Source organism: Lactobacillus johnsonii (assembly GCF_014058685.1).
Taxonomy (GTDB): Bacteria; Bacillota; Bacilli; order Lactobacillales; family Lactobacillaceae; genus Lactobacillus.
Genome location: NZ_CP059055.1, coordinates 1,761,470 through 1,775,230, shown reverse-complemented (window position 1 = coordinate 1,775,230; position 13,761 = coordinate 1,761,470). Strand labels below are relative to the sequence as shown.

At 34.7% G+C, this 13,761-nt stretch carries 13 protein-coding genes; all 13 read left to right on the top strand.

All coding sequences use genetic code 11. From position 1 onward, the window contains the following. The first annotated feature begins 84 nt into the window (after positions 1 to 84). Complete coding sequence (gene rsmG / locus H0I41_RS08540) at positions 85 to 804, top strand: 16S rRNA (guanine(527)-N(7))-methyltransferase RsmG (protein ID WP_135014203.1); 720 nt, start codon at positions 85 to 87, stop codon at positions 802 to 804. Between the two features lie 21 nt (positions 805 to 825). After that, the gene (gene noc / locus H0I41_RS08535; RefSeq protein ID WP_023599999.1) at positions 826 to 1,707 is read left to right on the top strand and encodes a nucleoid occlusion protein; all 882 of its coding nucleotides are present in this window, start codon (positions 826 to 828) and stop codon (positions 1,705 to 1,707) included. Between the two features lie 15 nt (positions 1,708 to 1,722). After that, positions 1,723 to 2,496, top strand: a complete 774-nt coding sequence (locus tag H0I41_RS08530) for a ParA family protein (protein WP_004896524.1) — start codon at positions 1,723 to 1,725, stop codon at positions 2,494 to 2,496. Then, a complete protein-coding gene (locus H0I41_RS08525; protein WP_004896525.1) occupies positions 2,480 to 3,361 on the top strand; it encodes a ParB/RepB/Spo0J family partition protein in 882 nt (293 codons plus the stop codon). The genes H0I41_RS08530 and H0I41_RS08525 overlap by 17 nt, the downstream gene beginning before the upstream one ends. Positions 3,362 to 3,380: 19 nt before the next feature. Further along, complete coding sequence (locus H0I41_RS08520; RefSeq protein ID WP_053107363.1) at positions 3,381 to 3,629, top strand: DUF951 domain-containing protein; 249 nt, start codon at positions 3,381 to 3,383, stop codon at positions 3,627 to 3,629. Between the two features lie 22 nt (positions 3,630 to 3,651). Beyond that, a complete protein-coding gene (ychF, locus tag H0I41_RS08515; RefSeq protein ID WP_004898030.1) occupies positions 3,652 to 4,752 on the top strand; it encodes a redox-regulated ATPase YchF in 1,101 nt (366 codons plus the stop codon). Between the two features lie 11 nt (positions 4,753 to 4,763). Continuing rightward, on the top strand, positions 4,764 to 5,597 hold the full coding sequence (locus H0I41_RS08510) for a DUF1129 domain-containing protein (RefSeq protein ID WP_135014202.1): 834 nt from the start codon (positions 4,764 to 4,766) through the stop codon (positions 5,595 to 5,597). 135 nt (positions 5,598 to 5,732) lie between these two features. After that, positions 5,733 to 7,463, top strand: coding sequence for an ABC transporter ATP-binding protein (locus tag H0I41_RS08505; RefSeq protein ID WP_135014201.1), 1,731 nt, complete (start codon positions 5,733 to 5,735; stop codon positions 7,461 to 7,463). Between the two features lie 13 nt (positions 7,464 to 7,476). Continuing rightward, complete coding sequence (locus H0I41_RS08500) at positions 7,477 to 9,333, top strand: ABC transporter ATP-binding protein (RefSeq protein ID WP_011162524.1); 1,857 nt, start codon at positions 7,477 to 7,479, stop codon at positions 9,331 to 9,333. A 150-nt stretch (positions 9,334 to 9,483) separates the two neighbouring features. Continuing rightward, positions 9,484 to 10,170, top strand: coding sequence for a response regulator transcription factor CroR (gene croR, locus H0I41_RS08495; protein WP_003649950.1), 687 nt, complete (start codon positions 9,484 to 9,486; stop codon positions 10,168 to 10,170). A gap of 5 nt (positions 10,171 to 10,175) precedes the next feature. After that, positions 10,176 to 11,333, top strand: coding sequence for a sensor histidine kinase (locus H0I41_RS08490; protein ID WP_135014200.1), 1,158 nt, complete (start codon positions 10,176 to 10,178; stop codon positions 11,331 to 11,333). A gap of 36 nt (positions 11,334 to 11,369) precedes the next feature. Continuing rightward, on the top strand, positions 11,370 to 12,941 hold the full coding sequence (locus H0I41_RS08485; protein ID WP_135014199.1) for a UDP-N-acetylmuramoyl-L-alanyl-D-glutamate--2,6-diaminopimelate ligase: 1,572 nt from the start codon (positions 11,370 to 11,372) through the stop codon (positions 12,939 to 12,941). 2 nt (positions 12,942 to 12,943) lie between these two features. Beyond that, a complete protein-coding gene (locus H0I41_RS08480; protein WP_135014198.1) occupies positions 12,944 to 13,693 on the top strand; it encodes an aspartate/glutamate racemase family protein in 750 nt (249 codons plus the stop codon). Positions 13,694 to 13,761: the final 68 nt, after the last annotated feature.

Sequence of the window (13,761 nt, the reverse complement as noted above, 5' to 3'; positions counted from 1 at the left end):
GTTAGTTTATGATGATAATAGTGTTGTTAACCGCCTTTAATTGCGGTAAATTAGGAGTGTGAAACTAGGTTTCACAGGTGAAAAATGAATCCAGAAATTTTTGCAAAAGAGCTCGCAAAATATGGCTTTGAACTTAATGAGAAGCAAAAAAAACAATTTGCGACGTATTATGATAAATTAGTTGAATTTAATAAAAAGGTTAATCTTACCAGAATTACTGATAAGAATGAGGTTTACTTAAAGCACTTCTTTGATAGCATTACCCCACTTTTAGAATTTCCAGACCTATTTAAAGGTGAGAAAACTTTATGTGATGTTGGAGCAGGAGCAGGTTTTCCTTCTTTACCAATTAAGATTTTGTGTCCTAACTTAAGTATCACTATTATTGATTCTTTGGGTAAAAGATTAAAGTTTTTAGATGAACTTGTAAACGACTTAGGTTTAGATAAAGTTACTTTAGTTCATAGCCGTGCGGAAGATGCCGGTCAAAATAAAGATTTACGCGAAAAATTTGATTTGGTAACTGGACGTGCAGTGGCAAGAATGAGTGTTTTAAGTGAATATTGTTTACCACTAGCAAAGGTTGGTGGTTACTTAGTTGCTCTAAAAGGACCAAAGGCACAAGATGAATTAGCGGAAGCTAAGCATGCGATTGATGTATTGGGAGGAAAAGTAGAAGATGTGAAAGAATTAACCCTTCCTGATACAGATGATGATCGCACTTTAATTGTTGTTGAAAAAATAAAAACGACCCCTAAGAAATATCCGCGTCAAGCTGGTACACCGAATAAAAAACCACTTTAAATGTAATTGGAGGAATAATTTATGGCATTTTCATTATTTGGCAATCGTCAAAAAAAGATCCCTGAAAGTAAGCAAGTTCAAGAAATTGAACTCGATAAAATTATGCCTAATCGCTATCAGCCCCGTCATACTTTTAGTGATGAATCAATTGAGGAATTAGCTACTACATTAAAAGAACAAGGTTTACTCCAACCAATTATTTTGCGTAAGCCAGCTGATGGTCCAGAAGGAGAATATGAAATTATTGCAGGTGAACGTCGTTTTCGTGCTGCTCAATCACTTAAATGGGCAAAAATTCCAGCAATTGTTGAGGATATGGATGATGAAAAAGCAGCCTCTTTAGCCTTAGTTGAAAATTTGCAACGTGAAAATCTTAACCCTATTGATGAAGCACAAGCTTACGTTCAATTGATGAAAGTTAATAATTTAACTCAAACTGAATTGGCAGAACAAATGGGGAAGACTCAATCTTATATTGCTAATAAGATTAGACTACTCAAGTTAACGCCAAAAGTGCAAGGGTTCTTAATTGATAAAAAGATTTCTCAGCGTCATGGGCGTGCACTTTTAGCTTTGAATGAAGAAGATCAAGATACTGCTGTTAGCGAGATTATTAAAAGTGGCTTAACTGTAAAAGAAACTGAAGAGATGGTAAAAGATCTTGATGGTTATTTTGCTGCTCAAGAAAAGGAAAAAGAAGAAGAGCTCGAAGAGAATAAGTCTGAACAAACTAAAAAGCCTAAGAAGAAAGTTCAAGTTCGGACAGCTAATGATTTTAAAGTACAAATAAATACAATTAAAAAGGCAATTAAGATGGCAAAAGATTCAGGAATGACCGTGAAATATAAAGAAGATAAAAAGGGTGATTCCTATAAAATTACTATTGAATTGCTTAAAAAGTAGGCAAAGGGAGTAAATATGGTTCAAATTATTTCGGTTGCTAACCAAAAAGGTGGCGTTGGCAAAACAACGACAACGATTAATTTAGGTGCCAGCATTGCAAATCATGGTTATAAAGTTCTAATAGTTGATATTGATCCCCAAGGAAATGCAACTTCTGGTTTAGGTATTGAAAAGTCAACTGTAGATAAAGACATCTATAATGTTTTAATTGATGAAATTCCTTTATCTGAAACCATTCATCATACCGAAACTAAAAATTTAGATGCAGTTCCTGCTACTATTCAATTAGCTGGTGCTGAGATGGAATTAACATCAATGATGGCACGTGAAACGAGATTGAAGCAGGGAATCGATGAAGTTAGCCATGAATATGACTTTATTTTTATCGATTGTCCTCCATCTTTAGGTCAGCTTTCAATTAATGCTTTTACTGCTTCAGATTCGATTTTGATCCCAGTTCAAAGTGAATATTATGCAATGGAAGGCTTAAGCCAGTTATTGAATACAATTCGCTTAGTCCAAAAGCACTTTAATAAGAATTTGGGTGTGGAAGGTGTATTGCTAACCATGCTGGATGCTAGAACTAATCTAGGAGCAGAAGTTGTTAAAGAAGTTCAATCTTACTTTAATAAAAAAGTTTATAAGACAATTATTCCGCGAATTACCAAGTTAGCTGAGGCTCCAAGTTATGGTAAACCAATTACGGAATATGCTCCAAAATCTCGTGGTTCCCAAGTATATGATTCTCTAGCAAAAGAGGTGTTGAAAGCTCATGGTAAAAAACTCTAAAGAACCTAAAAAACGTGGTCTTGGACGAGGCTTAGAAGCTTTATTTGATGAGAGCCCACAAGTTCAAGAAACTGAGGAGATTACTGAAATTTCTTTAGACGAAATTAGACCTAATCCATATCAACCAAGAAAAACGTTTGATAATAAAAGCTTAAAGGAACTTTCCGAATCCATTAAAGAAAATGGTGTTTTTCAACCAATTATTATTCGTAAATCAGTTAATGGTTACGAAATTATTGCCGGTGAGCGTCGTTTTCGTGCTTCTAAGTTAGCTAAGAAGAAGACAATTCCAGCCATCATTCGAGACTTTGATGAGGCACAAATGATGGAAGTTGCAGTTTTAGAAAACTTGCAACGTGAAGACTTAACACCATTAGAAGAAGCGCAAGCTTATGAGATGCTGCAAAAGAATTTAGGGTTAACTCAAGCAGAAGTCTCTAAAAGATTAGGAAAATCTCGCCCATATATTGCTAATTATCTTCGTCTCCTTACTTTGCCTCAAAAAACTAAACGTCTTCTTCAAAGAGGAGAGTTATCAATGGGGCAAGCAAGAACATTACTTGGTCTGAAAGATAAGGACAGTATTGATGACTTGGCCAGAAAGGTAGTTAAGAACGGAATTACAGTTCGTCAATTAGAGTCATTAGTAGCTAAATTAAACGAAAAAGAAAAGAAACCCAAGAAAAAGGCTATTAAAAAATCAGCTTTCATTAGGGCTAGTGAATCACAATTAACTGATAAATTTGGTACTAGTGTAAATATTACCGAGGGTAAAAAAGGAAATGGTCATTTGGCCATTGATTTTGCATCAACTGACGAATTAAATCGAATTTTAGATTTACTAGGAATTAATTTAGATAAATAATTAATAGGAGTGATTTTTCATGTATCATTTGGGCGATGTAGTACAGATGAAAAAACCACATGCATGTGGTGAAAATAAGTGGGAAATCTTGCGAATGGGTGCAGACATTCGCATTAAGTGCTTAGGGTGTGATCATTTAATTATGATGCCCCGAGCAGAATTCAATAAAAAATTAAAAAAAGTGCTGCACTCAGCAAATGATCCTGTTAACTTAAAAGAGGAACATTACGTTCCTAAGGAAAATATTGCTGTGCCACACTTTGAATAAAACCAATTAAGAGGAGAATAATATGTCATTAACTGCAGGTATTGTTGGATTACCAAATGTTGGTAAGTCTACTTTGTTTAACGCGATTACTAAAGCTGGTGCCGAAATGGCAAACTATCCATTTGCCACAATCGAGCCAAATGTGGGGATGGTTGAAGTTCCAGATAGTCGTCTAGCTCGTATTCAAGAATTAATTCCAGCTAAGAAGATTGTTCATACTACATTTGAATTTACTGATATTGCTGGTTTGGTAAAAGGCGCATCAAAAGGTGAAGGACTTGGAAATAAGTTCCTTGAAAATATCCGTCAAACTGATGCAATTGTTCACGTAGTAAGAGCTTTTGATGATGACAACATTACTTCAGTTACTGGTAAGGTTGATCCAGAAGAAGATATCAACACAATTAATCTTGAATTAGCAATTGCGGACTTAGATGCAGTTAACCGTAGAATTGGAAAAGTGCAAAAGGTTGCTCAACAAGGCGATAAAGAAGCTAAAGCTGAATTAGCTGTTTTAAATAAATTAAAGCCAGTTCTTGAAGAAGGTAAAGCTGCTCGCTCAATTGACTTTAATGAAGATGAACAAAAGATCGTTAAGGGACTATTCTTACTTACTTCTAAACCAGTTATTTATGTTGCTAATATTGCTGAAAGTTCAATGGCTGATCCAGAAAGCGATAAGTACTACCAAATTGTCAAAAAGCATGCTGAAAGTGAAAATGCAGAGGCTTTAGGAATTAGTGCTGCTACTGAAGAAGAAATTGCTTCAATGGATGAAGATGAAAGAAAAGAATTTCTTGAAATGGAAGGCGTTGAAGAATCTGGACTTGATCGCTTGATTAAGGCTGCTTACCACATTTTAGGTCTACGTACTTTCTTTACTGCTGGTGGTCCTGAAACCCGTGCATGGACTTTCCATGAAGGCATGAAAGCACCACAAGTTGCCGGTGTTATTCACTCAGACTTTGAACGTGGATTTATTCGAGCAGAAGTTGTTTCATTTGATGATTTAAATGAACTTGAAACCATGCAAAAAGTTAAAGAGGCTGGAAAGCTTCGTCTTGAAGGAAAAGACTATGTAGTTCAAGACGGCGATATTATTGAATTTAGATTTAATGTTTAGGAGTTTTTTGAATGGATCCAAAAGATCAAAATAAAAGTGAAAATACTGAAGCTGCCAAGAACTCAACAGCAGGTAATGCGCAACAAGAAAAATTAAAGAAGGCGCATGAACAAAATGCTCGTGATGAAGAGATTAAAAAGATGTCTCCAAAAGAATTGCGTAATAAGTTAAGTAATAAAAACCAAGATTACATTTTTCGTTTGGAGAAGTTTTTGACAGAAGATCAAAACTATACTATGGATCAAGTTGAGCCAGCAATTGATCAAATTTTGCCAGAAATTATTGTTGCGCAACGTAAAGGAATTCCAGCATCTAACTTATATCAAAAAGCTCCAAGAGAAAAAGCAATCGAAATTGCTAATCCTAAAAAAGAAGCACCTAAGACTAAGTTTTGGATGCATGCCGTAGATAATGGTTTATTGTACTTTGTTATCTTTGCCGGATTCTTTGGTGTAGTTCAACTATTTAACAACAGTTCTAAGCAACAAGATGGTATGCAACAAATGGGTATTTTAACTGTTGCATCAGTTACAATTTTATTTGGTATTTTAATGGCATACTATAATGATTTAATTACTAGGGATAAAAGTAAACGTCCACCAATGTGGCAAATTATTTTAATAGGTGTATTTTTAGTCGGAATCATAATGGTTTGGATTACATTTACATCAATGCCATTTATGCGGGTGATTAACCCTGTATTAAACCCATGGGTTTACATTGTATTAGCGGTAATTGCTTTCTTTGTTCGCAGATGGTTCCGTCAAAAGTACCATGTTGTTGATCCATTACAAATTAAGCGTCAAAATGAAATTGCCGCTAGAAGACAAAATCGTCGAAATTAAAAACGTGACTATTTATTTAAATTAGTCTACAGTATAAATAAAGATAACAAATAATTTATTTGTTAAGGGAGTGAATAGACGGCGCGAGGCGTCTATTTATTTTTATCTTTTTTAAGTAAAGAACGGGGGTTTTATATGGTTAATGTGTTGCGTAAGTCAATTAGACAATACAAAAAATTGTCGTTGACTTCCCCAGTCCTAGTTGCAGGTGAAGCTTTAATTGAAATGTTGATCCCGTACTTGGTTGGTATTCTAATTGATAGGGGAATTATGAAAGGAAATATGGGCTATATCAATAAGTGGGGCCTAATTCTTTTCGTACTAACCTTAATTTCTTTAGCTTTAGGTGCAAGTGCCAGTTATGTTTCTGCACACGCAGCAGCAGGGTTTGCGGCTAATTTGAGAAAGGATATGTTTTATCATATTCAAGATTTTTCTTTTAGCAATATTGATAAGTTTTCTAGTGCCAGTTTGGTAACACGACTTACTACAGATGTAACCAATATTCAAAATGCCTATCAAATGTTAATTAGAATTGCTGTTCGGGCACCATTAATGCTGATTTTTTCAATTATCATGTCGATTATTATCAGTCCAAGGCTATCTTTGATTTTTGTGGTAATCGCTCCTATCTTTGTTTTAATTTTGACATTAATTATTAAAAGTGCATATCCTTACTTCCCACGTATTTTTAGAGGATATGATGTAATGAACCAAGATGTTCGTGAAAATATTCGTGGAATTCGTGAAGTAAAGACTTACGTACAAGAAGAATCTCAAATTGAAAAGTTTGAGAAGTCTTCTGGCTTTATTTATAAATTATTCTCAACAGCGCAGAAAATTATGTCGCTTAATGCGTTGGTTGTAATGGCTGTTCTTAACATTTCTACTTTAGCGATTTGCTGGTTTGGTGCTAAGGAAATCGTTGGTGGAAGTTTGCAAACTGGACAATTAGTTTCTATGTTTTCATATTCAAACTCTGTTTTGTTTAGTTTGAATATTCTAGCTATGATCACTACTCAATTAGTTATTTCTGAAGCTAGTGGTAAACGTATTGCAGCGGTCTTAACCGAAAAGCCAGCAATCGAAAATCCACGAAAACCTCTTAAGGACGTAACTAATGGAGATATTGTTTTTGATCATGTTAACTTCAAATACTCACCAGATGAGAAACATTATGCTTTAGAGGATATTAACCTACACATTACCCCTGGTGAAACAATTGGTATTATTGGTGAGACTGGATCATCTAAATCGACTTTAGTTTCAATGATTCCTCGGCTTTATGATGTAACATCTGGTGCTGTTAGAGTAGCAGGACATAATGTTAAATCATACGAATTGAAGGCCCTTCGTGATAAAGTTGCAATGGTTTTACAAAAGAATGTTTTGTTTAGTGGAACTGTTGAAGAAAACCTGAAATGGGGAAATGAAAATGCAACACATGAAGAAGTTGTAGCTGCAGCTAAGGTTGCTCATGCAGATGGCTTTATCCGCGAAATGCCAGATGGCTATAATACAATGATTGAACAAGGCGGAAATAATGTTTCTGGTGGACAAAAACAACGTTTGACTATTGCTCGTGCACTTTTGAAGAATCCAGAAATTTTAATTCTTGATGATTCAACTTCTGCTGTGGATACGACAACTGAGCGTGAAATTCGTGAATCCTTAGCAAAAGACATGCCACATACTAGTAAGATTATTATTTCTCAAAGAGTTGTTTCCATTAAGGATGCAGATCGAATTATTGTTATGGATCACGGTAAGATTCAATCAATTGGAACCCACGAAGAATTAATGAAAACCAATGAACTTTATCGTTCAATTGCTAAGTTCCAAGAAGAAAATAATGCGGGAAAGTAGGTGAGAGTAAGTTATGGATCAAGTAAAAGAAAAAACACAACCTAAAGGAAACCGAATAAAAGTCCTTGGTCGTTTATTAAAATTAGTTTTGACAACGAGCCCTTGGATGTTGGTTGTTTCAATAATTACTATTATTTTAGCAGCTGCTTCTGCTGTAATTGGATCACTATTTATTGAGCGACTGATTGATACTTACGTAACACCACTCTTACATGAAAAAGTTCCGAATTATGGACCACTTTTAAACGCCATTTTAGTAATGTTTGGAATCTATGCAATTGGATTCCTTTCTAACTACTTATTTAGTATGTTGATGGGGGTATTAGCCCAAAAAGTCCAGTTCCGGGTTCGTAATGAAACATTTACCCATATGGAATCTTTACCAATTGCTTATTTTGACCAAAATAACTATGGGGATATCATGAGTCGGTATACTAACGATATCGATACCTTGATGCAGATGATTTCCCAATCATTACCTCAATTCTTAAACTCGGCACTAAGCTTGATTTTTGTTATTGTAGCTATGTTTAGTTTAAGCTGGCAATTGACTTTGTTCTCATTTATTATTTTTGCTTTATCCTTTGGAATTGTTAGATTTTTAACAGTTAGATCTAGTCATTACTTCAAAGTTCAACAAAATAAACTAGGTCAAATTAATGGTTATGACGAAGAAATGCTTAATGGCTTAAAGGTCATTAAAGTTTTCTCTCACGAACCTGAAGCTGAAGAAGGCTTTGATAAGTTTAATGAAGAATTGCGTGGAGCTTCTGGAAAAGCTAATACCTATGCTACAATTTTATTCCCAATCATGGGTAATATGGGGAACTTATTGTATGTCTTAATTGCCTTTATTGGAGGAGCTGCTGCAATTAATGGTTGGGCTCCTTTAACTTTAGGTGCAATTGCATCTTTCTTACAGTTATCACGTCAGTTTAGTATGCCGATTGCACAAATTTCCCAACAATTGAATTCAATTGTTTTGGCTTTAGCAGGTGCTCAAAGAATTTTTGAACTAGAAGATGAGCCTTCTGAAGTTGATAATGGCGATGTTATCATGTCTCCTAATAAGGAAGTCAAGAATAGCTGGTATTGGGATGTTCCAGAAAAGAATGGTGATATTAAAAAAGTACCAATTAAGGGACATATTGTTTTTGACCACGTTAACTTTTCATATGTTCCAGAACATCAAATTTTGTACGATATTAATATTAATGCAAAACCAGGAATGAAAGTTGCGTTAGTTGGTGAAACTGGTGCCGGTAAGACGACTATTTCAAATATGCTTAATCGTTTCTATGAGATTCAATCTGGAAAGATAACCTATGATGGTGTTCCAATTTCTCAAATTAGAAAAAATGATTTAAGGCATTCTTTGTCGATTGTTTTACAAGAAACTCACCTCTTTACTGGGACTATTATGGATAATATTCGTTTTGGTAAACCTGATGCTAGTGATGATGAAGTATATCAAGCTGCGCGTTTAGCACATGCAGATGAGTTTATTCATGAACTTGATGACGGATATGAAACTGTAATTGATGGTGATGGCGGCGATTTGTCTCAAGGTCAAATGCAACTGCTCAGTATTGCTAGAGCGATGATTGCGGATGAACCGGTAATGATTCTAGATGAAGCAACTTCAAGTATTGATACTAGAACTGAACGTATGGTTCAAGCCGGTATGGACAACTTACTTGCTGGTAGAACTAGTTTTGTTATTGCTCACCGGTTATCAACAATTGTTAACTCAGATCTCATTTTGGTTTTAGACCATGGTCATATTATTGAACGTGGTACTCATGAAGAGCTTTTAAAACAAAAAGGCTACTACTACGAGTTGTACACTGGTAAAAAAGAATTAGATTAGTTAAAAATGGAGCCTAGATACTTTTCTCGGATCCATTTTTTATAATTCTTTAAAAACGTGGTTTAATTTAGGTAATTAGAAAGAAAACAGGTAGAATGTTAATAATAGATTTTTTATGTGATAAATAATTATAGACAAGGAGCAATCCTCATGAAGATCTTAGTTGTTGATGATGATAAAGAAATCGTTGAATTATTAAGTATATATTTAAAAAATGAAGGTTATGAACCGATTGCTGCATATAGCGGTAAAGAAGCCTTAACAAAGCTTTCTACTAATCCAGAAATTGCATTAATGATCCTTGATATTATGATGCCGCAAATGTCGGGTATTGAAGTTATTAAGGAAGTTAGAAAAGATTCGGAGATTCCAATTTTAGTTGTTTCTGCTAAAACTAGTGATATGGACAAAATTCAAGGTTTGATTACTGGAGCAGATGACTATGTAGTTAAACCATTTAATCCATTAGAGGTAATGGCACGTGTACGGTCACTTCTTCGTCGTAGCCAGAAAGAAGTAAAAGATGATAAGCCAGATGTATTAGAAGTAGGACCTTTAGTGATTAATAAAGATTCACATGAAGTTAAAACTTTAACTGGTAAGGTTATCCAATTAACTGCCTTAGAGTTTGGAATTTTATATATGCTTGCTAGTCATCCTAATAGAGTTTTTAGTGCTGATGAAATCTTCGAAAGAGTGTGGCAACAAGAATCAGTTGTTTCTGCAAAAACTGTTATGGTACATGTTTCTCACTTACGTGATAAGATTCAAAAGGCAACTGATGGTGAAGAAGTTATTCAAACAGTCTGGGGAGTAGGCTATAAAGTAGAGGCTTAGTAGGGATGAAAAAGCAGAAAGTAATCCTAACCACAAAAGAAAAAAGCGAACTTTTCGGTGAAGGCGTAATAACCGTTATTTTGCTTTTACTCTTGAACCTTTCGATCATTATCTTGATTAACCTAGCTGTCTTAAATGATCCTAGATTAGAAAATGGAATTTTCTTTTTGAAGAAAACCATTACTTTTGCTAATGGGATGCATTTATGGTCTTGGCAACGGCTTTTTATTAGCTTTATGTTAGTCGGCGATGCCATTGTAGTGTACTGGCGCTTAATCAGAAGATATCGACAAATGCAATTGCGTCACGTTATTGATGAATTACACTATATTGCAGATGGTCATTTTGATCATCGAATTTCCTTTGTTGTAAAGACAGATTTGCAAAAAGTGATTGATTCAATTAATGCGTTAGTTGATAGTACTGTTGCTTCAATGGAAGAGGAACGGCAGATAGAGCAATCAAAGGATGACTTAATTACTAATGTTTCTCATGATATTAGAACACCACTAACTTCGATTATTGGCTATCTTGGCTTATTAAAGAGCAGTGAGCTAAATGAGGATCAAACTAAGTACATTCAAATAGCTTATGATAAAGCTCTTCAAATGAAGGCCCTAGCTGAAGATCTATTTGAATATACTACTCTGCGCTCTTCGACAAATAATAAATTAGTTTTAACACCGCTGCATGTTAATTCGATGCTTGAGCAAGTAGCTGCTGGTTTTGAATTAGAAGCTGAAAAGAAAAACATTACTTTTAATGTGATAACCAGGCCAAGAGACCTCGTAATTGATGCAGATGCAAAGATGATTGTGCGAATGTTAAATAATTTGATTTCAAATGCTCTAAAGTATGGACATGGAGCAACTGAAATCAACTTAATTGCAAATAAGGTAAATAACGAATTTGTAGAACTTAGAGTTGAAAATAATGGGGAACAAATCCCTAAGAAATCTTTGCAAAAGATTTTCGATCGTTTTTATCGTGTCGAAAGTTCAAGAAATTTAAAAACTGGTGGAACAGGACTGGGGTTAGCGATAACCAAAAGTATTGTTGATTTGCATGGTGGTAATATTAAATGTCAATCAACGGCAGAATTAACCAGTTTTATTATTCAACTACCACTCCATAGCCCAAAGAAAAAAGATGGTGTGCTATAATTTAGGCTGAATTGATTTAAAAATTGGAGAGAAAAAATGAGCGATTCTAGCATTTCTTTAAACACTTGCATCTTAATATTGAAGGAACACCACTTGCTTAAATCAAGCGCTGTTCAAGATGCGGTTCCAACTAAAATGGATTATATTTCCTATGATTCACGTGATATAAAAACAAATACTTTGTTTTTCTGTAAAGGTAAAGGCTTTAGACCTACTTATTTATCAATGGCTAAAGATAGTGGAGCTACTTGTTATGTAGCAGAACAACCATATCCAGAAGGTAAAGGAATGCATGCTTTAGTTGTTAGAGATGTAACTAAAGCCATGGCTCTTTTATCTGCTGCCTTTTACAGATTCCCGCAAGATGATTTGTATGTAGTAGCCTTTACCGGTACAAAGGGTAAGACAACATCTGCATATTTCTTGAAGGGGATGCTTGACCAAATTAATGGTGGTCGAACAGCACTATTTTCATCAGTAGATGATATTGTAGGACCAAAGCCTGAAGACAAATTTAAGGCAAGTTTAACTACACCTGAAAGTTTAGACTTGTTCAGAGATATGAGAACAGCTGTTGATAACGGTATGACTCATTTAGTAATGGAAGTTTCTAGTCAGGCTTATAAGAAAAATCGTGTCTTTGGTTTAACTTACGATCTCGGATTTTTCTTAAATATTACTCCAGATCACATTGGACCAAATGAACATCCTAACTTTGCAGATTATTTGCACTGTAAACTGCAATTAATGGTTAACTCACGTAAGTGTATTATCAACGCAATGTCTGATCATTTTGATGAGATTTATGCAGCTGCAACTACTACTACTAATCCAGATAGTATCTATCTATTTGCCAGAAATGATTTTGAAAATCCTAACTTAAAGCAACCAATTGATTTCCGTTTCCAATCAGTTGAAACTGATATGAAAGAAACTGAATTTAAATTGTTCTGCGCATCCGATAAAGCTAAGAAATTACCAATTGCTGGTGACTACACTCTTCAAATGATTGGTGATTTCAATGAAATGAATGGTACTGCTGCTATTATTGGTGCTGGACTTGCTGGCGAAAATTATGAAGAATGTGCTAAAGGCATTCGTCACGTAACTATTCCAGGAAGAATGGAAGCTTTGCCATCAAAGAATCATGGTACTGTAATTGTTGACTATGCACATAATAAGGCTTCAATGATGGCATTAATGAGCTTTATGCAGCGTGAATTTAACAATCCAAAAATCATCGTAGTTGTTGGAGCTCCTGGTGATAAAGGAGTATCACGTCGTCCAGGCTTTAGTGAAAGTTTAACTGCTTATGCAGATAAAGCCTTTTTGACAACTGATGATCCTGGTTTTGAAGATCCAATGGATATTGCACAGGAAATTGATGCTGGTATTGATCATGAAAAAGTTAATGTCACAATTGAGTTAGATCGTGAAAAGGCAATTCATGATGCAATTGCAATGTCTGATAAGGATGACATTGTTTTGATTTGTGGTAAGGGAGCCGACCCATACCAAAAGATTCGTGGAGTAGATACACCATATCCAACTGACATCAAAGTTGCTGAAAGTGTAATTAATGAATTAGAAAAAGATGATGAGGAATAGGAATGAAACACTTTTTCTCAATTATCGGTGGCATGGGGACAATTGCGACTGAAAGTTACGTTCGTTTAATTAATCACCGAGTTAAGATTACTAAGGATCAGGACTATTTAAATTATATTTTAGTAAATGATGCTCAAATTCCTGATCGAACTGCATACATTATGGATCATAGTAAACCTAATTTTTTCTATGATTTAAAGGACGATGTTTTAAGTCAATCAAAACTTAATCCTGACTTTTTCGTAATGCCATGCAATACTGCTCATTACTTTTATAATGACTTAGCAGCATTAACTGATGTACCATTTTTACATATGATGCGTATTGCTGTTCACAAGTTTGTGGATGATTTTCCAAAAGAAGAGAAAATTGGTTTAATTGCAACTGAAGGTTCTATTTATGATCATTTATATGTGGATGAATTAGAACGAGTTGGTAAAAAAGCTGAACTAGGTGGGCCTGAAATTCAACCAATGGTTAATGAGCTAATTTATCGTGACATTAAGGAAAAAGGTATTGTTGACCATGACTTATACCATAAAATTTTAAAAACAATGCATGATGAATATGGATGTAATGTAATTTTACTGGGATGTACTGAATTATCTCTTGCCCAGGAAAAAGCACCAGATCACCCATATAATGTCATTGATCCGCAGTCAATTATCGCAGATGTTTCAATTGAACTTGCTTTAAAGATTCGAAATGGAATGGATCCTAAAGAAGCTACTGCAAAATATATGTATAAATAAAGATAAAAAGCCTCTCAGATTTGGACAACTGAGAGGCTTTTTTGATCCAATAAAGTATATTTAAGAAA